The sequence below is a fragment of the Dyadobacter jiangsuensis genome (assembly GCF_003014695.1).
GTDB classification, from domain to species: Bacteria; Bacteroidota; Bacteroidia; order Cytophagales; family Spirosomataceae; genus Dyadobacter; species Dyadobacter jiangsuensis.
In genome coordinates, this window is record NZ_PYAS01000007.1 from 297,814 (window position 1) to 320,853 (window position 23,040).

Consider the following 23,040-nt stretch of genomic DNA (forward strand, 5'->3'; position numbering starts at 1 on the left):
ATAGAACACTTAAACTTATCAAAAGCAAATTTACGTAAATAAAGGAAAATAAAAAGAGAAAATTGAAAATAATAGTGAGTTATTGTGCTATTATTTCTTTGTATAACCACAACCATTCGATTTATGCTTGATTTTGCAATTCCGCCTATGCAGCGCAAACACGTCATTCAGAACCTGTTCATCGGCGCACTCGCGCTCAGCCTCAGCACACACGCGACTGCGCAATCCGAAAAAGAAGAAAAATTACCTCCGCCTTCCGCCACAGAGGACTGGTCGTTCAAACCTCCGCTGGTAACGCCCGGCGAAACCTGCGCCCAACCACCTTCGGACGCCATTGTCCTGTACGGCACCCAGGCCGATCTTAGCAAATGGGAACACCCCGACGGCTCGCCGGTCAAATGGAAAACCGACGGCGACGCGATCACAATCGTTCCCAAAGCCACCGACATTCGGACAAAGCAAAAGTTCGGCAACATGCAGCTCCACCTCGAATGGCGCACGCCCGACCCATCCGAAGACAAGGACTTCAACCGCGGCAACAGCGGCGTCCTCATCATGGGCCTCTATGAATTACAGATCTACGAATCCTGGAATTACAACACCAAAATCTACTACAACGGCCAGGCCGGCAGCATATACAAACAACACACCCCATTGGTAAACGCCGCCCGCAAACCCCAAACCTGGCAGACCTACGACGTCATTTTCGAAGCCCCCGTTTTCCGGACCGACAAAACGCTCGAAAAACCGGCCTTTATGACCGTTTTCCATAATAATGTATTGATTTTAAACCATGTGGAATTAAAAGGACCGATGGTGTATCAGGGGTATCCGAAATATAAATACCATGATACGAAGCTGCCATTGCAGTTGCAGGAGCATGGTAGCAGGGTAAGTTTTCGGAATATCTGGGTTAGGGAGTTGTAGGTAAACGCCGTTTGAAGTTGATTTGTCTAAACTGTAAGAAGGACATATGGAAACTATAAAATCTGAAAAAGAGTATGAGGATGCGCTCGAAGAGGTTAATGACTTGATGAAAAAGGGTGACGATCATATTTCGGACGAAGATGCAGACCGGGTAGAGACACTTGCATTAGCCATTCAGGCTTATGAAGATATACATTACCCTTTCCCATTACCCAAATCAGTACCCGAAATGGTAGAACAAAAGCGTTTGAACTCAATCTGACCATTTCCGGTCTTGCCGAATTACCAGGATTAGGAAAGACAACCCTTTCCCAAATCCTTAATGGCAAACACCAGCCCGACGTTACATTCTTAAAAGCAGTTTATCAGAAACTGGATATCGATCCCGGTGTTTTATTAGACAACGCATAGCAGAAACAGTTAAACAACATCTTTGCGGAAACGCCCTGCCGCGGCGCGGCCACCTGCTTATAGACCAACAAATCTTACATGGATCAATGGCTCCGTCGGAGCCTCCTGACGTCTGTGCATTAAGGAAGCTCCGATGGAGCTTGGCGAAATTTGCGTTCGCGTAATTGCTACAAACAGGATACCCGCGCCATTCGTATTCCCACGGTTCGCGTAATTTAGCGGCCAAGACAACCTTCTCAATGTTGTTACATGCCTCCGGCATTTTCAATCTACTTGCTACAACGCATTTACTACCAATGTTTCGTCCCCAGCGGGACTACATATCCTACGAAAAAATCCCGTCAGGGATGTAACATCGGTAGCAAAACAATCACAGCGTGTTTAGAAAGTGCCGTAGGCACGCTACAACAAATGCCCGACAATGCCTCACGCTGCCAAACCATCTCATCTTAATTCACCTTACCAGCGGCAACCAAACCGACATGTCCCCGTGCCCCCTATTCCCCCAGGCATAATACGGCACGAGCCGCACCGGAATGGTTTTGGGAGCTTCGCCCGAGATTTCGCGATACAACTTCTTGCTCCAATCCGAATTATCCACGAGCACTGCATCGCCTTGCAGGCTCATAACCGGGCTATTTTCAATGGTTAGCAACGCAGGCTTGAAATTATTCCGGGCGCCGATAGCCACGTCGAAAATAGTTTTGCCTTTGGGCAAATCAATGGATTCCACACAGTAAACCACCGGTCCGCGTTTCACGGCCACCTGGTTGCGGGTTTCTTCAACCAATGGATTGGATTCGATCAACTTGACGGGCATGTCAAGTGTTAGCTCGATTTTATCGCCTGATTTCCAGGTTCTTTTCACTTCGACATACGAGCCCGAAGCGAGTTTAGCAGACTCATTTTTACCATTCACCAGTAAAGTGGCCTTGCTGCACCAGCCCGGAATGCGAAAGAACAATGACACGGCTTCTTTCGGCGCCTCTTCCATTGCGATGGTAATCTTGCCATTCCACGGATAATCGGTGGTTTGCGTCAGGCGCAGTTGACCGCCTTTAACGGCTGTTTGGAATTTATTACCTCCATATAAGTTGAAGAATACCCCGGCATCGGAAAGGCTGTAAGCATATTGGCTCACCTCGGCAACGGTACGTACGGTGTTCGGCGGGCAGCAGTTGGATTTGGAAATGTAGGCTTGCCGGTCCTTTTCCCAACGCTGCTTGAACGGCAATGCGTCGGAATATGCTAATGGATTGGTATACAAAAACTTATCTCCTTTGAGGTTGATCCCCGAAAGCACGCTGTTATACAATGCAAGCTCCACGATGTCGGCATACTTAGCATCGCCGGTGATTTGCAACATGCGCCAGTTCCACAGGACGTTGCCAATGTTGGCGCAGGTTTCGTTGTGGGCCGTGAAGTTGGGGAGCTGATAATCGCGGCCGTATGCCTGGTGGATTTTCTGGACTTCGTCGGGTTTGTAAGACGTGCCATCGGGCGAGACGCCATCGTAGAGCGCACCGCAGCCGCCGGTAACATACATTTTGTGCTGCGTGACATCATCCCACATCGTGTGCAGCTGGGCTAGCAATGCTTCGTCGCCCGTTTCCGCGTACACATCCGCCACGCCCGCGTACAGGTAGTTGGCGCGCACGGCGTGGCCCATGACTTTGGTTTGCTTCAAAAACGGAATCCGGTCCTGGTTATCGTCCGTGCCTTCCGTGGCGCCTTTAATGGCGATCAGATGCTTGACGAGCGTCAGGTATTTTTCATCGTGCGTGGTGCGATACAGTTCCGAAAGACCCATGTAATGCGCCGGACAAATGGCATTACGGCTCTGCTCGGGAGTAGCTGCATTGTAAAAGGTAATCAAAAAATCGGCGGCCTTTCTGGCGACGTCGAGCATGGTGGTTTTGCCGGTAGCGCGGTAATGCACGCAGGCGGCGGTCATCAGGTGCCCGAAATTATAAGCCTCGAAACTGAGCCGGTCGGCGAACATCTTGCCTTCGCCTTGCTGCTTTTGCTCAATAATGGCTTTGGTATAAATGTACCCGTCCTCCCGCTGTGCTTTCGCGATCACCGCAATGGTTTTGTCCATCAGTTCATCCAGTTTCGGATCCCGGGTGGCGGCATAAAGACTGGCTACTGCTTCGAATGTCTTGTAAAAATCCCCGTCATGGAAAGACGGACCTTTGAAATTGCCCGGTTCCAGTCCCGCCGCGATCTCGAAATTGCGGAACGAATGGCTCAGGTTCGGGTCGGTGTAGGTTTTCCAGAGTTGCGGCACCATGGTTTCGCGGCACACCTTGAACCGGTCAGCCCAGAAGCCCTGTGTCCATTGCACAGCGGCCATATCCGCGCCATGAAGTTTGGCAAACTTGCTCTGAGAGGTATTTACCAGCGCTTTTTCCTGGGCAAATGCGTTGAAGCTCAGCCCCAGTGAAAGCGCAATAATAGTCTTGGTAGTTTTCATATTTTCAAAAACCGGCCTCGCGTTTTCGGCAAAACCGCATTAGAATGACTTGGTAGTCAGATAATCAATGGCAAAAACAGCTTCCGGATCCTTCACACCGCCATTGGGCAGGTCGTACATCTGGTCGGTGGGCGTATCTGCATCCGGAAAGCGGCGGGTGTCGCCGGTGCGGAATGCAATGCGGCTCACCGTTTCCAGCGGCGCGAAAAGCACGCCGGTACCAACCTGCTTGCCGTTCACAACCACAGAATAAAGCCGTGTTTCAGTATTGGCCTGCACTTTGATTTCGTAGCGTTGTCCTTTTTGGTATTCCAAAAGCGTCTTATTCCGATACCCCGCTTTCAACCGAAACACACCCGTTGAGTCAAAAGACAAACGAATCCCCGGCGTACCCTTGGCATCGAGAAATTCGATATCCAGCAAACCGGTATTGTTTTGATCGGGCGTGACCGAAAACTCGGCTACCAGCTTTTTCGTAGCAGGGATCACACGTTCCACCCGGGCGTAATCGAAATGATCGGCATCTTTGATCATCAGAGCCTTACCGTTCCGCCCCGTACCGATACCGACCGGCGCTTGCAGCGGACTGTAAATGTTCCATTCATCCAGCTCCTTGCCTGCTGGCATTTGGGCAAAGCGGTCGGATGCGTGCTTTTCGGCCTTGTCTCGCACGGGAACAGGGATTTCGGACACCCAAATATCCTCCTTATTCATGCTGTAAGTCACCCAGAGGTTGCCGTCGGGCGGCGTACCGTCGCCCTCGGAAATACCGCGAACATATTGCGGCCCATAGGATTTGTAGTTGCCTCCATAGCGCATTGAAGTAATCTCGCCATTCACCAGCAGCAGGTTTTTGTAGTTCAAACCATCGTCACTGACCGAAACAGCCAGCGGCCAGCGAAATTCGGAGGGATTATAAACCGTCGCATATTTACCGTCTGACGTTTTCTGCCCCCATATCTTCGCATTGCTATTCACAAAACCCGGCGCACGTTTGGGATTGTAAAGCCAGGTTTTGCCCTCATTCTTACTAATGCTCGTCAGTGCATTTTTCCACAGACCCACCACACGCCCATCCGGCAAATGATAGTAGCTGAATGCCTTATATTCTCCCTTCAAACTAATTACCGGGTCGTTGCGGTCGGCCTCTTCCACCCATTGCTGGGTCACCAGCTTGTTGGCAAGCAGTTCATCACAGGCCTCTACAAAGCCTTTATCCTTACTTTCCGTATACATGGGATAATCCGATGGCTGCTTCCAGGAGGCATTGTGCCTGATGAAGTAAATCGGGCCGTAAGTACCATCTTGTTTAATCTCCCGCACTACCCTGCCGATGCCATGACCGTCGTTCGGGTCGTCTTTCGCATCGAGCACCATTCCGAAATAGGCCAATGTGAGCAGCCGGCCGCTTTGGGATACATAGAAACCCATGCGCTGGTGCATGACGGCGTACAGATCTTTCGCTACGCCGGGATGCCCCTCCTTTTTAGTACCGTCGGGGATTTTGTAAGGCGGAAAAATCGCGACCGGCTTCGTCCAGACCTTGCCGTCTTTGGAAGTTTGTAAAAGGGTCTGGCCCGGTGGAATGTGCTCGCCAACCGGGTTACTGAGGTAATTCAGATAAAATGTCCCATTCCAATAGGCCAGCATCGGCGCGTGGTTGTACGTCCAGGTTATCGCCGAATCCCCGCTCGCGTCGGTCCGGTTGGCACGCAGCGTCTGGTACGAATGCACGCCGATCGCCGGGGCAAGCTGGCCATGATGGTAATCCACATTCACGAGCGCTTTGCCCGTGTAACGGATCGTATCCTGCGCATTTGCTGCACCAATAGCCAGGCATAAGGCCAGCATTCCTGTCAATTCTTTCTGCATAATCCTATTTTTCCAACACCAAAACCCAATCATTCCCGTTTCTAACCTCCCCGGGCGGGTTAAATGTTTTGATGCCCTTGTTTTTGATTTTTCCTAAAACCCGGGTTTGTCCCGTGCGCGGGTCGTACCAGCTTGCATTCACGCGCGCCCCGCCTATTTTACCCATATTGACCTTCATATCACGGCCATTCCAGGTGTAAATCAATGCATAATCCTTACCCCGCGTCGCGAGCAGACGATCGTACCGTTCACCGTTTTCTGCAATCAGCGCCTGGTCGGGCACGCGTTCGAAGTAAGGCTTCGAAAGCATTAAGTTTTTCAAATGCACCATTTGACTAGCGCCAGGATCGTCAGTCGCTTCCTCCCAGGAAGGTAGCTTGGGATCATTCGCATGCCGCATCTGCATTACCGCGTTGTTCCCGTAAGTGAACCCGCATGCACCCGCAAAAACCGACCAGTAAGCATACCGCCGAACGTCGTCAGCCGTCCAAACGGGCAGTGTTTTGTCGTGCAGGCCGTGCCAGATGTTTTCATACGAAGGCTCGCCGTCGAGCACAGGTTTTACAGGCGTGCGGGCGTAATCCGCTTCCACGTAACGCCAGTTATCCTCACCATAACGCAAGTCTTTGGCTTCATTATCCTGCGCGTAGGTGCGATGCCCCGATTGGAACATATTGAAATCCAGCCACTCCCGGTCATGAAACCATTTCGAAGACTGCATCCGGCCAAACGGGTGAAAAGTAATGAGGTGATTCGGATCTTCGGCACGCAGTGTACTGCCGATCGCTTCCCACACACCCGGCACGACGTCACCCTGAATATCCCCGCCATTGATCCACACAATATTCGGCCGGTCGCGGTAGCGCCGTGCCAGAAACTGTGCGTAAGCCTTCGCCTGCGATGCGCTCGTCTTTCCATTCTTCACGGCATTACCCCAAATCGGCACCATACCGATTTTGATTCCCTTTTCGGCAGCCTTTCCGACGACATAATCGACGTGGTCCCAGTAATCGTATTGTTCCTGATTTTCAAATGCATTCCCGTCAGTCACTTTGGGCACGCCCAAGTCGTGGCTTACCAATGCGGAATCGCCATATACATTCACAGTGCGCAGCGCCTGTACCACCATGACCTGCACCACATTGAAGCCCTTTTGCTGTCGATCGGTCAGGTAGCGATCGGCCTCTTCGCGGGTAAGACGATTGAAGAGCAACCAGCCCGTATCAGCCAGCCAGAAGAACGGCTCCCCGTTCTGATCTGTAAAAAACCGCTTGTTTTCCGAGATTTTCAGCGTTTGCGACTGGCTATAAACAGGCTTTGTGCCGGCAATAAAACCGGCACAAAGAAGCATCGTCCAAATTCGTATTATTCTAATACCCTGCATTCTGCGTAATCTTGGCATTCTGGTCCCTGACAATATTCGGGATCGGGAAAACAAGCTTGTTCTGCGTGACAGGTTTGCCTTTCGCCGTCAGGACATCGACCACCCGATTGGTACGTTTCAAATCAAACCACCGGTGGAACTCGAATGCGAGCTCCACGCGGCGTTCGTGCTCTACTGCCAACGCCACCGTGTTGTATTTTGCGGGATAGCCGGCTTCTCCGTACAATGGCAGCCCGGCGCGCTTACGTACCTGGTTCAGGTAGGCGACATCGCCGGTGGCTTCCGAGAGCAGCAACAGCACATCCGCATAGCGCAACACGATGAAGTTGTTGTTAGCAGCAATGTTCTGGTTAATCAGTGGTGCAGTTTTATCCTGCCATTTTTTAGGGAATTTCGCTTTGGTAAAATTCCCTTTTGCATCGGTAAAGCCTGTGTCGATCGAAGCTTCGCGGCGGCCGTCCCCTTTCTCGTACTCATTCCAGATATCTTCCACGACCTGGTTCATACCCGCGCCATAGAAGCCCAATGCATTGGAATTTGGGAAAAATTCGAGGTAATAATTGCTATACGGAGATGTCGCGGAGCCGCCCAGAAACTGTATTTCGAAGATCGATTCTTTCGTATTCTTGGTTTTGGCGTCCCAAATAGAAGTATATGCAGGCAGCAATTCGTATTGCTTGCTGTCGTACACTTCTTTGAGCTCCTTCACGCCATTGGCCTTGTCGCCCGTTGTGAGGTACACCTTTCCAAGCAATGCCTGCGCAGCGCCTTTCGTAGCCCTGCCGGCAATGGTTGAAGTCGCCGGGAGTTTGGATTTCGCGTCGGCGAGGTCTTTTGTGATTTGCGCGTAAATATCCGTCGCAGGTGTACGCAGGATATCATAGGCTTCCGCAGCGCTCACCGGACGCGTTACCAGCGGCACATCACCCCAGAGCTGCACCATGTTGAAGTAGTACAACGAGCGCAGGAAGAGCATTTCGCCCTGCGTTTGCGCTTTGTAAGTAGCATCGAGGTCGGCATTCTGGATTTTGTCGAGAATGATATTGATGTTGTAGATCGAGCGGTAGAAATCCTGCCAGAACTGGTACACCATCGTGTTCGCAGGCGCGAGCGTGTAGTCGCGGAACTGCCATTTATCGGCCTGATTACCGGAAATGTTATAGATCGTGACATTGTCGGACATCAATTCGCCGGCGTAGGAAACCGGGCCTTGCGGGTGGTACACGGTGTAAAGCGTGTTGTAGGCCGCATTGGCAGCGAGGTCGAAATCCGATTTTGTTTTGTAAAAATTCTCCGCGCTAGGATTGGATACCGGCGCCAGTTCGAGGAATGAGTCCTTGCAGCTCCAACTGGTGGCAATGAGTGCTGCAAAGGCTATCGATTTGATATATCTTTTCATTTTTTGATACTTTAAAAATCAGCCTTAATCCCAACAGTAATCACCCGGGGCAGCGGATACGATCCATAATCCACCCCCTGAAATGCTCCTGGCACGGGCGCATTCCCGCTGCTGTACGAGCCCGAAGTCTCCATACTCGATGAATAGGAAGTGGTGCCGTAAGTAGTATTCTCAGGATCATACCCGATGTATTTGCTCCACAAATGCACATTTTCCGCATTCACATACACCCGGGCCCCGCTCACTTTCAGCTTCGAAACCCATTTCGCTGGTACCGCGTACGACACGCGCACATTCCGCAGCCGCACGAACGAAGCATCTTCGACCCAGTACGAAGAAAACTGCTTCTGCAACCCGAGGTAATTCACCGAAGGCTTGAAATGCTTTCCGTCGCCAGGGTTGCTCTCCGAACGCCAGTAGTTGTACATATCGGCAAAGAAGTTCCGTCCATTGTCCCAGGTACCGAGGTAGCGCACATTGTTGTTGGCGATCTCGCCGCCGAAGGAGCCCTGGAACAGGAACGACAGCTCGAAACCCTTGTAACCTACTGTATTGGTAATACCTGCGGTGAAATTCGGCTGATAGTTACCCAGGATCGTCCGGTCGGCATCGCTGATCTTGCCGTCGCCATTCACGTCGCGTACCTTCGGATCTCCCGGCGTGGTGCTGCTGTGGTGCGGATATGCATCGATTTCCGCCTGATTTTTGAACACCCCGTCGAAAACGTAGCCATAGAAGTTCGAAACCGGCTGGCCGACTTCGGTACGCACCGTCACGACGTTGTCGACATACTGGATCGGCGCGTTACCCGGACCGAGTTGGAGCACTTTGTTGCGGTTTCTGGAAATGTTGAAATCCGTTGTCCAGGTCCATGTGCCCGTCAGGTTTTTGGTAGAAATATTCAATTCCACACCGCGGTTACGCATTTTACCGATGTTGGTGAGCTGAGTAGAGAAACCGGTAATATCAGGCACCGGCACGAATAGCAGCATATCGCGGGTAAGCGAATTGTAATACTCTGCCGAAAGGTTAATGCGGTTATTGAAAAGGCCCAGATCAACACCTATGTTAAACTGATTGGTCTTCTCCCATTTCAGGTTCGGGTTTGCTAGGCTGCTCACTTTCAAACCATTGGCCAGATTCGAGCCGTTTACATACTGCGCCGCAGCCAGCAGACTGATCGCCCCGTAATTAGGTATCTGGTTGTTACCCGTCACCCCGTAGCTCGCGCGAAGTTTCAGGTTATTCACCGCCGTCACCCCCGACATGAATGCTTCATCCGACAGCAACCAACCCGCCGACACAGATGGAAAATACCCCCATTTGTTGTTCTCGCCAAAGCGCGACATCCCATCGCGGCGTAGCGCACCCGTGAGGAAATAACGGTTTTTGAAATTATACTGAACCCTCGCCAGGTACGAAAGCAGTGACCACTCGCTGGCGGTCGTATTTCCGGCAGTTACCGTTCCGGCGTTGAGCGTATGCACGAGGTCGTTCGGGAAATTGTTGGCCGCTACATACATCGTTTCATCGCGCTGCTTCTGGCTCGTGTAGCCTAGCAGCCCGGTAAATGCGTGCTCGCCGAATTTCTTATCATAAGTCAATGTATTCTCGCTCAGCCAGTTCAGCATATATGCATCGCTCGCGTTACCCTGGGCAGCCAGCACCGCCGAATAGCCGTATTTCTGTTTATCATTCCAATAAAAATTGCTGCGCATATTGTACAGGTTACCGCTCAGACTGGTGCGGAACCGCAGCCCATCGATGAATTCGTATTCCAGGTAACCCGTAGCAAGGGTGTTAAACGACTTCCGCCCCTTGTCGACCTCGCGCGTGAGCGAGTACGGGTGCCAGAGGTTCATATCGGCATATTGCGTAAACCGGAACCAGGTCGAATTCGGGTCACGGAAACCGAGGTTGCCGTTTTCATTATAAACCGGGAAAATAGGGTCGCTTTGCAGGCCGAGGCTGATCACATCGCTTTTGCCTTGGGTACCTTCCGTGCGATCGAAAATGGAGGTTATGCCAATATTCAAACCCGCGCTAAGCCGCTTGGAAATCTGCGTTTTAAGATTCGAACGAAGTGCCAGACGTTTGTAGTAGTTGGCATCCAGTACCGCCGTCTGGTCCAGATAGGCACCCGAAAACATGTACTGGGTCTTTTCGGTACCGCCGGTCACAGTCACCTGTGCGTTGAACGACGGCGCTGTGCGGAACATGACGTCCTGCCAGTCGGTACCCTTTCCGAATTGCTGCGGGTTAGTCGTAAAATCCTCCGGAATGCGGAGTGTAGCCGGCCGGGCGCTGTTTGGATCGCTCGCATTGCCTCCCTGTGCCGTCCATGCATTGTTTTTCGCATCGATATATGTCTCAATAAACTGCTGCGCGTCCATCATTTTAACGCGCCGCGTCACTTTCTGCGAACCATACTCGACGTTCGCGCTCACGTTCACTTTGCCTGGCTTGCCGGTTTTGGTCGTCACGATAATCACCCCGCTCGATCCCCGCGAACCGTAAATAGCCGCCGAAGAGGCATCTTTCAGGACTTCGATCGACTCGATGTCCTGCGGGTTGATCAGGTTCAGGTTAAAGTTCTCCAATGGCACCCCATCTACGACAATCAGCGGGTTAGTACCTGCGGTGATCGAACTGATCCCACGGATTTTGATTACTGGTGAAGCGCCGGGCGCACCCTGCGATTGCGAAATGTTTACGCCAGGCAGCGTTCCGGCAAGCGACTGGCTAACATTACTGAATGAACGGTCCTTGAACTTGTCATAATTGACGGAAATCACCGCGCCGGTCACCGCCCGCTTGCTCTGCGTTCCGTAACCGACCACTACCACCTCTTCCAGCGATTTGTTTTCAGGCACAAGCCTTACACCAATGTCTGTACGGGTACCGACGGTTTCCTCCACGGACTTGTAGCCCACAAAACTGAATACCAGCACAGTAGCCTGGTCGGGCACATCGATCTGGAACGCCCCATCCGAATTGGTGGTCGTACCGCGCTGCGTGCCCTTAATCACGACGCTCACACCCGGAAGCGGGTCGGCGTCGCTTACACCCGTTACCCTGCCCTTCACGGACAGCGTCTGAGCATGCACCGCGGGGGCTACCAGCAGACATACCAGCATGATGCGTAAGAGTTGTTTCATAAACATTTCAAACGATTAGGGAAGTAGTGAATTTTCTTTTTCTTTCTTTTTTATTCTAATTTTTACGAAAAATAGGAACTATTTTATTTTAAAAAAACATTTGTAAATATTTTCTATCTTATTTTTATAAAAAGTTGTTTAAAACCAGTTTTGTCCACCAGGTGGCGGGTAAAGCACTCAAATAACAACCCTTAAATCGAATCAAAAAAGACTATATTCGTAAGCATAAATAGGCTACCAGGAAATTAATGGAAAGAATCACAGCGCGATATTACATTGAAACCCCCTACGCAGTGGAAAAGGCCGCAGCCGTATTAGCGGGAGAACAATCATCGGGAACATTCGTGGCGGTACCCGGCGAGACGGAAGAACTCAAAAACCAGTTTGCAGCCCAAGTAGAACATATCGAACACCTTGAAACGGTTTCAGAACCGGCTATCCCCGGCGCTTCTTCGCCGGATGGATCGTATCGGCGCGCAATGGTCGATGTTTCGTGGTCAGTGGAGAACTTCGGACACAACCTCCCCACCCTGGTTTCGACATTGCAGGGCAATCTGTACGAAATCACGCAGTTTACCGGGCTCAAACTCATGGACATCCATTTTCCGGAATCCTATGCAAATAGCTACCGTGGCCCGCGCTTCGGCATCGACGGCTGCCGGTCGCTTACCGGCGTAACTTCGGGAAGGCCGCTCCTCGGAACGATCATCAAGCCCAGTGTAGGCCTGACGCCAGCACAAACTGCGGAAATCGTCGACACGCTCGCCCAGGCAGGTATCGACTTCATTAAGGATGATGAACTGATGACTTCCACCGCCAACTCGCGCTTCGAAGATCGTGTCGACGCCGTGATGCGCGTAATCAACCGCCACGCCGACCGCACCGGCAAAAAAGTCATGTACGCATTCAATATCAGCGATGAATTGGAGCCTATGCTGCGGAAATACGAATATGTACTTCAAGCAGGTGGCACCTGCGCGATGATCAGCCTCAACAGCGTCGGGCTGACTGGCGCCAAACGTATCTGCGATCTGGGCGAGCTGGCCATTCATGGCCACCGCAACGGATGGGGCATGCTCAACCGCCATCCGCTGCTGGGCATCGAATTCCCCGCGTACCAAAAACTCTGGCGGCTCGCGGGCGTCGACCAGCTGCATGTGAATGGCATTCAAAACAAGTTCTGGGAGTCGGACGACTCGGTGGTACGCTCAATCGCATCCTGCCTCGATCCGGCGCCGCTGGGTAAGCCGGTGCTGCCGGTCGTTTCTTCCGGGCAATGGGGCGGGCAAGCATTCGAAACCTACCGGCGCACGCAAACCACCGACCTTCTTTACATGGCAGGAGGCGGTATCATGGCTCACCCTGGCGGACCGGCAGCCGGTGTAACAGCATTACAGCAAGCCTGGGAAGGCGCCGTGACCGGCTTGAAGCTCGAAGATGCTGCGCGGCAATACAAGGAATTCCGCCAGTCGGTAGAAAAGTTCGGGAAACTGCAATTCAGCCGCGCATGACATCCAACGATCTCTTACTGGCATTTTACGGCGACGACTTCACCGGCTCTACCGACGCCATGGAAATACTCGAACGCGCCGGCGTGCGCACTGCCCTGTTTATCGAACCACCGACGCCGGAAGATCTCAGGCGATTCCCGCACATACGCGCGTTCGGAGTCGCGGGCATGACACGGGCGATGACGCCCGCGCAAATGGAGAAGATACTCCGGCCCGCGTTCGAAATGCTCAAAACCGTCGGTGCGCGGCACATTCATTACAAGGTATGCTCCACGTTCGATTCCTCCCCAACTATCGGCAGCATCGGCAAAGCCATAGACATTGGTACCGAAGTGTTTAACCCGGAGTTTGTTTCACTCATTGTGGCGGCCCCGGCACTGGGTCGCTATTGCGCATTCGGGAACCTGTTTGCCAGGATGGGCATCGGCAGCAACGGCCAGATTCACCGCCTCGACCGCCACCCAAGCATGAGCAAACACCCCACCACACCCGCAGACGAAAGCGATTTACGACTGCATTTAAGCAAACAAACACTAAAATCGTGCGGATTGATCGACATTTTGCAGATTGAAATGCCGCATCAGGAAGCCTGCGCATTACTCGAAGTAAATAGCAAGGAAAACGACGTTGTGCTTTTCGACGGACTCTACGAATACCAGATGTCCCGCATTGGTGCACTCATCGATCCATACGGCAGTCACGAGTCCCCACACTTTTCCGCAGGATCATCCGGTGTCGAAATGGCCCTGACCGGCTTTTGGAATACACAAGGAACCATACAAAACCGTACGCATTGGCCAGCACCCGGCAAGGCCTCGCCATTGCTCGTGGTTTCCGGCAGCTGCTCGCCCGTCACCGCCCGGCAGATCGACTACGCATTGGCACAAGGATTCGAAGAAATTCCCCTCAATACACCTGCCATCGCCGCCGGAACCCACAATCCAACATTTTCAGTTGAAATTGAAAGAGCCATCCTACTTATTCAAAAAGGGAAAAGCATTATCATACACACCAGCAAAAGCACACAGGACGAACGATTCATCCAATCAAATAACATCCTCAAAAGCAAAGGCTTACCCCTCATCGAAGCTCAAACATTGACTTCCTCGCTGTACGGCCAGGCACTGGGCAGCATTGCCCGAGGCGTCATAGCAGCAACCCCGGTCCAGCGCATTGTCATCGCCGGCGGCGATACATCGGGCGCAGTAGCGCGGACGCTGGGCATTAAAGCCGTTGAAATGATCGCCCCGCTTTCTCCCGGCGCCCCACTCTGCCGGGCATTTGCCCCCGGTTCACCCGCGGATGGATTGGAGGTTAATTTCAAAGGCGGGCAAGTTGGTGGGGAGGAGTATTTTGAAGTAGTTAGAAAAGGACGTCTTGAAACCACTCATTAGATCGAAACACCTGCTTGCTAATGCATTACAGGAGCCTGGTAACTCGTGAAGATATCCTCGCTGCGCTTGAATTTGCCGCGAGCGGGGAAGAAAATTCTAAAACTCTGCTTTCCCGTCCCCTTCCCGCTTCCGCCAATAATTAGCCAAAATCGATCCTGAAATATTCATCCAGGGGCTAAATACGGCCGCCGCAAGCCCGACGGTGCCCAGTTTCCCCATCGTACCGGCAAGCCCGGAAGCCATTCCGCCGTTCTGCAAACCCACCTCAAACGCCATTGTACGCGCCGAGGCCTTGTCCAGGCCCAACAACCGGCTCAACCAATATCCAAAGAAATACCCGGCCGAATTATGCACGACCGACACGAAAAAGAGCAGAAACCCGACCTGCAAGAGATTGTCGCGCCCGGCTGCCGTGGTAACAGTAGTGAAGTATATAATGCCAAACATCGACACATAAGGCATATACCGGTCAAGGTTTTGGAATGATAGTGTGATCCAATGATACGCCAAACCGACTATCACCGCGCCTGCGAAAAACGAAAGCACTTCGAGTGACTGCAGTGTCGCTTCCGAAACGACGCCACCCAACGACGACCACATACCCAAAACCAGCGCCCCGAGCCACGCCAGAGATACTAACGCTAAACTATAAACGTTTCTCCGCCCACGTGTCGGTGCTGTCTTCAAAAAGTCGTGAACCAACGCCGCGCCGATCGGCACAATCACGATCTTGATAATTTCCATCATCATGTCGAGGAAGCGGATATGAATGAGCGTCCCGGCCAGGATTTTCATCAGAAACGGAGTCAAAAACGGCGCCGCGAGGGTGGTCATGGCGGTTACGGCCACAGAAAGCACCAGGTTAGCCCTGGCGATGTACACCATGACATTGGATGCCAGTCCGCTCGAACACGATCCCAGCAGGATAATGCCTGCCGCAATTTCGGGATCGAAATGGAAGATTTTAGTCAATGCAAACCCCGTGAGCGGCATAATGGTAAAATGGCTGCACAAGCCAATCAAAACACCCTTCCCGGAAGTAGCCAGTTCCGAAAAATCGCGCAGGCTCATTTGAATACCCATCCCGAACATCACAAACTGCACCACGATGAGTATGAGCCACTTATTTCTCAGGTCAAAATCACCAACGTGCAGAAAGGATTGCGGATAGGTCATTCCCGCCACAACAGCGGCGACTATCCAGGCGGTGTATTGGTAGCCTTGCAGGCGTGGGATCGCCCCAATACCGACTGCCCATGCAAGCGCTGTACCCAGTCCTGCCGCTTTGAAAAGTACGTCCGCCTGCGTCAGCCAGGCGAATGCGAGTAATGCAATGCCGGCCACGGCGAATGCAAGACATATTTTCCTGATTATCAACATATTTAAACTTTACCAATGACCGAAGCCAGATAACGAACGGCTTCCGGAGGACTCGCTATAATCGGAACGGTTTTTTCCGCATCCGGCAGCGTATCGACCACCCGCGCCATCGATGCCTGTGCGAGCAGGATCACATCCACTTGCGCAGATAATTCTCGCAAAGCATCCGCCACCATTTGGTCGTGCAAAGCCGGATTGCCGCCCATCAGCGCATCAAATGCCCCTTCGCAAAGCCTGCTGGTCAGCTGAATTTCTTTGCCAGCTGCTTGCGCACGGCGTTTTACGAGGTCGGCAGTCGGCTCCAGTGTGGTGGGAAGTGTCGCTACCACCCCGATTCTCGTGCCTTTGGCAACGGCCAGATCGGCCATTGGCTGATCGACCCGGAGCACCGGCACGGAAGAAAGCGCATCCGCAGCTTCCACAGCCCTTCCGATGGATGAACAGGTCACAAGAATGCGATCGGCGCCGGCAGCTTCGGCAGAAGCCACATAGTCGACAACCCGACGCGCCGTTGCCGGCATAAGTTTGCCTTTTGCGATCACATCTTTGATCAGGCTGTCGTCAACAATATTGAACACATTTACGCCCGGCAGATATTCGCTGCACAATTGCTGAAAGATCGGCACGAGCGTAGCCGAAGTGTGGATCAGACCTAATGTTACTGGTTTCATGAATGCATTTCCGGAAAAGTCAAGTTATCCTCTCTAAGGCGAAGCGAAACGATTTTTACTTTCGTTTATATTCTAATCATTTCGAAATTTAACTAAATACACCCGCACATCAAAGCCAAAAACAAAAAAAGACCGGACATGATCCGGTCTTTTTAATCCTTTACTATCTATGTTAACCAATCAAAATCATGATCATTCCAAATACTCTTTAATCCGTAACGCCAGATAAGGCGTCACCGGCAGGCGGATCGATGTTCGCTTCTTGTCGTAAATCCGGTACTCACTGGTTTCGGCGATTTCAAAAACCTCAGGACGCTCGTCGATCGTCATATTCCAGGTATCGATTACTTCCACCTTAAACTTCCGTCCCGCCTTCGGCCCGCCTTTGCGCGGGAGACTGAATTCCCATTCCGACTGCATATTCCTGCCCAAATACACCAGGTAATAACTGCTGTCGGCTCGCGAGGTATGGTGGTCTTTCCAGGGATCCGACAATTCCAGCGGCCCTGGTGCCTCTTCGAGTATTTTCCTCAAAAAACCGATCCGTGCCGGGCTGCTACCGATTAACCGGCCGCCTTTGGCCCAAAAAATCGTATCGCCGGCATTTTTGTACGTCTCTCCATGCGTCACATACGTGCCCGCTATCACGCCCTGCCAGAATGCCTCCGTCATTTCCTCACCACTCAAATGCCCCCAGCGCTGTTGTAAATCCCCCTCATAGCATACTTCGTCATATACCATCGGTTTAAAAAACACATCTCTGAGCAACGTCGCCCGTCCGAAATCCTCTACGGTCGAGCCATTCTGAATACTGACGTGCGTAAACTCCGGCTTCCAGTTGTCATAGTAAACACTCCCGTTATGGATCGAACAGAGGTGGCCGTATGGGTCTGCATTCACCACCGCTTTGGTATAAATGTCCCAATCGGCGCGAGGTTTCGTTTTGACATAATCGAATTCGTTGGCCATCGACCACCACACATTCCGGAACGACGCCAAACGGGCCGTCAGGTAACGGATATATTTCAGGTCGTTCTCTTTACCAAGACTGTCAAATCCCCAATGACCCTTATCATACGGGTGAAAAACAATGATATCGGCTTCAATGCCCAGCTTTTTCAGGTCATCGATCCGTTTTTCCAAATGCTGAAAAAACGCCGGCTCGAAGCGTGATAAATCCCACTGAAATTTCGGTCTCCCCTTCGCATCCTTGGTCTCCGACTTTTTCACATAGGGATAATACGGCGGCTCGTTCTCCACATGCGAATAGTATTTCGGGAAAACGCACATTCTGACCTTGTTGAATGGTGCATTCGAAAGCGTTTTCAGGGTAACCTCTTCCAAACCTTCGGGCTGATGCGTCCAGGCGTACAACGTCGTCCCGAAAGGATAGTAACGCGTGCCGTCAGCATATTTAAAGTGATAGGTATCAGCCACTTGCACAGGACCATGATTATCCTTGCCGGGTTCCACGCAAGAGAATACCCCCGTTTTCCCGTTTAATGACTTATTTGAACTGATCGTTTTGTACTTCCACTCTCCCGTCTTTTGCGGCATGAAACGCACTTTATATTGCCCGTTTCCGTCGTAGAATCCGTCCACCTTGATTCTTTCCGTCCCGTTCGAAAACTCGGCGGACAAACTGACATCCGCAAAGGGATTACCGGTTTGCGGGCCGGTCAGCACCACCTCGAACCGCTCCCAGCGTTCCACGCTCGTCGCCGCCCGATCCTGACCTAAAACAGAAAGCGAAAACCCAAATAGAACAGCAAGCAAATAAAGAAACTTCATGATCAATGTGTTATGTAAATTTGTGGCACAGCCCCAACTGCTTCCTGCCAACCCCTATAGCTTACTTTCACTGCTTCATTGGCAGCGTTGGGCTGTATCGATGAATGGCTCTCACTCAATTTTTTCAAATAGTCAATATCAGGATAAACGCCTGAATACAATCCTGAAAGATAAGCCGCACCCAAAGCCGAAACTTCCGGAAAACCCAGGTTCACAACCGGCTTTTCGAGCAAATCGGCCAGCATCTGTACGACGAAAGAATTGGAAGTTAACCCTCCGTCTATTTTCAATTCCCGCAACGCAATGCCCGTATCCGATTCCATCGCCACGATCACATCCTTGATCTGAAAAGGAATGGATTCCAGCGCCGCGCGCACAATGTGGTTTTTATTTGAGTTGAATGTCAGGCCTGTAATGGACGCTTTTCTGTTCATATCCCAATGCGGAGCACCCAGCCCGCTAAACGCCGGAACAAGGTAAACGCCGCCGCTGTCGCTCACGGCGCGCGCCATAGGCTCTGTTTCCCCAACGTCGCTGAATAAACCAAGATTCGTTTTCAGCCATTCGATCGTCGCGCCGCAAGTCACAATCACACCTTCGAGCGCATACTCCACCCTGTCGCCCGCACTCCAACCGATTGTCGTCACCATTCCTTGCTGCGACGGTTTCGGCTCCGGACCTATGTTCATCAATATCGAAGAACCAGTACCCAAAGTTGCCTTTGCAATTCCGGGGCCGAAGCATCCTTCCCCGAACGCCGCCGCGTGCGAATCGCCGATCATCGCGGTGACCGGCACAGGTACCGGCAACAAACCACCAAAGTCCGTTACCCCGAAATGCGAAGAAGATACCTGAATATCAGGCAAATGCAATCCATCCAATCCGAACGACCGGATCAGTTCTTCATCCCATGACAGTGTTTCAAGGTTAAAAAATAATGTGCGCGACGCGTTGGTGTGGTCGGTCAGATAAGCCGCACCGCCAGTCAGCTTGTACAGCAACCAGGTATCTACCGTACCAAAAAACGCATTGCCCTGCGCAAGGGCTGTCTTTACAACCTCATTATAAATGTTCAGCCAAATCACTTTCGACCCCGAAAAGTAGGGATCCGCCAGCAAACCGGTCTTTTGCCGGATCATTTCTTCTAATCCAGCAGCACGTAATTGCTCGCACACGGCAGTTGAGCGTTTGCATTGCCACACCACCGCATGATGCAGCGGCTTGCCGTCCTTATCCCAGAGCACAAATGTTTCGCGCTGATTAGAAATGCCGCACGAACGGATATCCTCTATACGTCCATCCTTCGCTGTGAAATCGGCAATACATTTGGCTACCGACGCCAGCACATTCCCATAAATCTCTTGTGGGTCCTGCTCCACCAAACCTCCATCGAGATACATCGTGTGCAGGGGCTCGCTGCCCCGCGCCACCACTTTCCCTCTCTCATTAAAAATGACGGTTTTAGTACTACTCGTACCCTGATCGATCGCCAGAACAAATGGGCCGTTCAACATTCCGGAAGCCTTGTTTTCAACTTGTGGAACCATTCTTTATTTACTAAAACAAAGAAAAGAAAAACAATCGAAAACAAAGCTAAAAAATATTGATTTATTTATGTAATATATTAGCCAGGGTGCAATTTACGAAGCCTCCTCCTACTTGAATTTTGAGATAAAATCTTTCATTGTAACAATCATGATCAAGATCGCGCCTACGGTCATAAAAGCCATATCGATCTTGGCGACTGAACTGCACAGTGCCTCATCGAATGAAAGAACTACGACCCTCGATGCAGCGCAAATCATCAGAAGATCGCCGAACACCCTTATGAGCATACTTTCCTGAACATTCTCAAGTCCATGACGGGTGGCGGCAAATACCACATACACGACACACCCTACCAAGCACGTCGTCAACGAAATCACATAATGATTAAAATGGCTTTCCATACAACCATCAGATATGAATAGTGGTTGTAGTTAATGAATTTCGGCTTCTTGGGCAGCACTCTTGCCTGATTCGGCGTTGGAGCGGTGATTTGTCTCAGGATACTTCTTATCAAACCACACTCCCAGCATTGCACCGAGAGGTACACCGACCAACGCACCAGGAGGCCCAAACATAGCGCCCAACACCAGGCCGATGGCCCCGCCGAAGGTGATGTAAGTGAAAGATTCTGTTTTAACTTGGTTGCGTGAGCTCATGATTGAAGTGCGTGGTTTAGTTTGATTGATAGATTGACCTCACAAATCTAGAAACAATCTTTTGCACGTCACATTTTCTTAGGTTGTAAAATACAACCACTACCTAACCGCGCCATACCCACATTTTGAGCAGATTACATCACTTCTGCGGCTCTCCGGCGTTACTTTCAGGCTCACTAATTTACCCGCTTTCCACTCCCCTTCCACCACTGTATTCTTTGGCGCATGAAGCTTGAATTGGACGTCCCAGTCATCCGGCCAGGCAGGCAAAAGATTGATGAAATCCCCGGGCGTCTGCATGAGCATTTCCTGCAAGCCAATCATCCCTGAGCCGCCCCAGTTGTGATCGGGAACCCAGTCGTGGCCCGGACCCCAGAATGCGGGGAAGCGCCGGCCGGAGTCCTGTAATTTTTTGATGGTTAATGCGGCAGCCTCTTCGGTAAGCCCCAGGCGTGCACAAAAGATGTTATCCTGGTGCCAGCTGGTATGGTTGCGGTTTTTGATAGCTTCCGTATCATATTTCCAGGTATTGATGGCCGTTTCCAGGTCGGGCTTGCCGATACCATAAATGCCGTAGGGAAATACCGGGTACAGCTGCGGAATTTCGGTGTTCTGGATGCGTTCCCACGCTCTCGCAGGCGCTATCGTGCGATGGCCCTGCATTTCGCGGAAACTCAATGGCGGGATCCTGCTCAACATCTCCTGCCAGTGTTTGCGCTGCGCCTCGTCACCATATTGAGCAGGTAATGCCAGCATTCGTCCCAGCACGGTTTGGAGTCCCGCCACGGTCGTAGCTGAATTGTAGGCCATTTTATAGGTTTCTGCCGCGCTCCCCGGAAAAAGGACAAGGTGGCCGTTCTGATCCAGCTTTGCCGCGCTCCGTTGGGCGGCCAGAAATTGATAATGCTCATCGAAAAACACCACGCAGCTTTCAATCAACAGAAGGTAACGTGAGATATCCGTGCCGGTGAAATGCTGCTGGTCGAGAATCATCAGACAGAATTCCAGCGATGTGTCCCAGAGATATTCCAGCCACTTGTTGTATTCCAGTCCCGGGTCATAACCGGCCGGGCGTTTCGAAGTGTATTCGGCATAGTTGGGCAGACCGAAGTTCTCGATTTGCTCGGTAAACGAGGCCCCTTTATGACCCCAATAGTGCTGCGTGCGCATTTCAGCATTGCTTAAAATGCGTTGATAAAACTCAAATTGCGGCGTCATCATGTCAAAATCACCGCTTTTGAGCATGGGCCAGTAAACAAGCCGCTGGTTCTGCGCCGTGAAAATACCCCCGCCCCAGTTGCGATGGTCGGCCGTGAAATGGTAGGAAGTATCTACCCAAACCGGGTCGTAGGTAAACAGACCGCCGTTGAATTTGGTCGGGTATGTTCCGAATGCATTGCACCCGAGCATGTAGCGGAAAAGCTGGTAGTTACGCCCCACCTGCCAAACGCGCGAAGCACTATCTTTTTTGCTCACATTCAAGGCAATATGGCTCCGCTGCCAGTATTGTTTCCACCATTCGAGCGTTTTAGTCCGCGCCATTTTCTCCTCTGTCTTAGCGCGGGCAATGGTTTCCAAAAGGCCCTTTTTCCAAACGGCAACATCCTTTTGCTGGTCAGTATGCAAGTAAATGCTCAGTTGGATACTGCGTGAAGGGGATTTGCTTTTCAATCCAAAGCCTTTGAATGCCGCATCGGCATACCGGCCTGTGACAACCGACGGATCGGCGACCATGTTTTCCCCCGCCATCCAGCCACCATAAGTCAGGTTAGCCAGTGGATTCCAGAGTTTGGATTTCACGGCTTCCAGCTTTTGCTGGCCGACGGTCAGATCAAAAATCGTAGAATCCCGGTTCTGGTGGTAGAACAACACGCCATTGCCCTCGTGCCTTACACTGTCCGGAAAAACGGGCACTTTCGGCGCGGCCCATTTGTAGGAACTGGCACTTCTTGCATTTCCTTTTAGATCCGTTGGCTCCGTTCGCCAGCTTTCGTACCAGGTTTGCGCCGAAACGGGGCTGCTGCCATCGATATCAACATGCACCACCGGCTTGAAAACATCCACCCAAACTTTTACCGTAACATTCAGCTTTCCTTTTTTTCCTGAGACCTCCACATACCCCTGCTGCAACTTCAACTCTTGCTGAAAGCGTTCGCCCGCATCAAAGAGATTAGGAGAAAGCCTCACACGCACGCGCCCGAGCTTGGGAAGCACATTATTTTCATCAAAAACGCCGCTGCGCGAAATGTAGAAAAGCAAATCACCCTGCTCAACCCACACATTCAACCCGATATCACCGCCTCCGCAAGGCATCGATTCACCCGAATTCCGGCTTTGGCTCGCCCATTTCAAGTTGTACTGCTCCGGTAAAAACCCTTGCGCCACGGCCGGCAAACTATTGACAATCAAGAATAAAATCAGAGCGAACCGGCAATAGCTACTAAGCATGAAATGGCAGAATT

At 51.6% G+C, this 23,040-nt stretch carries 17 protein-coding genes; 5 read left to right on the forward strand and 12 right to left on the reverse strand.

Annotated features, from left to right (window positions below; genetic code table 11):
• Positions 1-123: 123 nt before the first annotated feature.
• From CLV60_RS16445 to CLV60_RS35025, 3 genes are read left to right on the forward strand one after another with little or no spacing between them, the layout of a single operon-like run.
• A complete protein-coding gene (locus CLV60_RS16445; RefSeq protein ID WP_229210998.1) occupies positions 124-927 on the forward strand; it encodes a 3-keto-disaccharide hydrolase in 804 nt (267 codons plus the stop codon).
• Between the two features lie 46 nt (positions 928-973).
• On the forward strand, positions 974-1,189 hold the full coding sequence (locus tag CLV60_RS16450) for a transcriptional regulator (RefSeq protein WP_106596459.1): 216 nt from the start codon (positions 974-976) through the stop codon (positions 1,187-1,189).
• A 2-nt stretch (positions 1,190-1,191) separates the two neighbouring features.
• On the forward strand, positions 1,192-1,338 hold the full coding sequence (locus CLV60_RS35025) for a helix-turn-helix domain-containing protein (protein ID WP_374755650.1): 147 nt from the start codon (positions 1,192-1,194) through the stop codon (positions 1,336-1,338).
• Between the two features lie 454 nt (positions 1,339-1,792).
• Here CLV60_RS35025 and CLV60_RS16460 read toward each other — a convergent pair whose 3' ends face one another.
• Genes CLV60_RS16460 through CLV60_RS16480 form a run of 5 tightly spaced genes read right to left on the reverse strand, consistent with a single transcriptional unit; the run spans position 1,793 to position 11,627 of the window.
• Entirely contained in the window at positions 1,793-3,814 is a 2,022-nt protein-coding gene (locus CLV60_RS16460; RefSeq protein ID WP_106596460.1) for an aceric acid hydrolase, read from the reverse strand.
• Between the two features lie 39 nt (positions 3,815-3,853).
• Positions 3,854-5,686 (reverse strand): sialidase/neuraminidase family protein, encoded by a 1,833-nt coding sequence (locus tag CLV60_RS16465; RefSeq protein ID WP_106596461.1) that lies wholly within the window; start codon positions 5,684-5,686, stop codon positions 3,854-3,856.
• A gap of 4 nt (positions 5,687-5,690) precedes the next feature.
• Positions 5,691-7,037: a glycoside hydrolase family 140 protein gene (locus tag CLV60_RS16470; RefSeq protein WP_106596462.1), complete on the reverse strand. Its 1,347-nt coding sequence runs from the start codon at positions 7,035-7,037 to the stop codon at positions 5,691-5,693.
• Between the two features lie 19 nt (positions 7,038-7,056).
• Positions 7,057-8,469, reverse strand: a complete 1,413-nt coding sequence (locus CLV60_RS16475) for a RagB/SusD family nutrient uptake outer membrane protein (RefSeq protein ID WP_106596463.1) — start codon at positions 8,467-8,469, stop codon at positions 7,057-7,059.
• A gap of 11 nt (positions 8,470-8,480) precedes the next feature.
• Positions 8,481-11,627, reverse strand: coding sequence for a SusC/RagA family TonB-linked outer membrane protein (locus CLV60_RS16480; protein ID WP_229210999.1), 3,147 nt, complete (start codon positions 11,625-11,627; stop codon positions 8,481-8,483).
• 248 nt (positions 11,628-11,875) lie between these two features.
• Here CLV60_RS16480 and CLV60_RS16485 point away from each other — a divergent pair, with 248 nt between their 5' ends.
• Together CLV60_RS16485 and CLV60_RS16490 are read left to right on the forward strand one after the other, a co-directional pair.
• Positions 11,876-13,138 (forward strand): ribulose-bisphosphate carboxylase large subunit family protein, encoded by a 1,263-nt coding sequence (locus tag CLV60_RS16485; protein ID WP_106596465.1) that lies wholly within the window; start codon positions 11,876-11,878, stop codon positions 13,136-13,138.
• The gene (locus tag CLV60_RS16490; protein WP_106596466.1) at positions 13,135-14,532 is read left to right on the forward strand and encodes a four-carbon acid sugar kinase family protein; all 1,398 of its coding nucleotides are present in this window, start codon (positions 13,135-13,137) and stop codon (positions 14,530-14,532) included. Before CLV60_RS16485 ends, CLV60_RS16490 begins: the two co-directional genes overlap by 4 nt.
• A gap of 96 nt (positions 14,533-14,628) precedes the next feature.
• Here the strand turns inward: CLV60_RS16490 and CLV60_RS16495 are convergent, their stop codons facing one another.
• The 7 genes from CLV60_RS16495 to CLV60_RS16525 form a co-directional block, all read right to left on the reverse strand.
• Positions 14,629-15,912 carry a bile acid:sodium symporter family protein gene (locus CLV60_RS16495; RefSeq protein WP_106596467.1) on the reverse strand — a complete coding sequence of 428 codons (1,284 nt, stop codon included), beginning with the start codon at positions 15,910-15,912 and terminating at the stop codon, positions 14,629-14,631.
• 2 nt (positions 15,913-15,914) lie between these two features.
• Positions 15,915-16,583: an aspartate/glutamate racemase family protein gene (locus CLV60_RS16500; protein WP_106596468.1), complete on the reverse strand. Its 669-nt coding sequence runs from the start codon at positions 16,581-16,583 to the stop codon at positions 15,915-15,917.
• A gap of 192 nt (positions 16,584-16,775) precedes the next feature.
• Complete coding sequence (locus CLV60_RS16505; RefSeq protein WP_106596469.1) at positions 16,776-18,374, reverse strand: DUF5060 domain-containing protein; 1,599 nt, start codon at positions 18,372-18,374, stop codon at positions 16,776-16,778.
• 2 nt (positions 18,375-18,376) lie between these two features.
• Positions 18,377-19,921 carry an FGGY family carbohydrate kinase gene (locus CLV60_RS16510; RefSeq protein WP_229211000.1) on the reverse strand — a complete coding sequence of 515 codons (1,545 nt, stop codon included), beginning with the start codon at positions 19,919-19,921 and terminating at the stop codon, positions 18,377-18,379.
• Between the two features lie 108 nt (positions 19,922-20,029).
• The gene (locus tag CLV60_RS16515; RefSeq protein ID WP_106596471.1) at positions 20,030-20,323 is read right to left on the reverse strand and encodes a hypothetical protein; all 294 of its coding nucleotides are present in this window, start codon (positions 20,321-20,323) and stop codon (positions 20,030-20,032) included.
• 30 nt (positions 20,324-20,353) lie between these two features.
• Positions 20,354-20,578 (reverse strand): DUF4564 domain-containing protein, encoded by a 225-nt coding sequence (locus CLV60_RS16520; protein ID WP_106596472.1) that lies wholly within the window; start codon positions 20,576-20,578, stop codon positions 20,354-20,356.
• Between the two features lie 99 nt (positions 20,579-20,677).
• Positions 20,678-23,026, reverse strand: coding sequence for a DUF5703 domain-containing protein (locus tag CLV60_RS16525; RefSeq protein WP_106596473.1), 2,349 nt, complete (start codon positions 23,024-23,026; stop codon positions 20,678-20,680).
• Positions 23,027-23,040 lie beyond the last annotated feature (14 nt).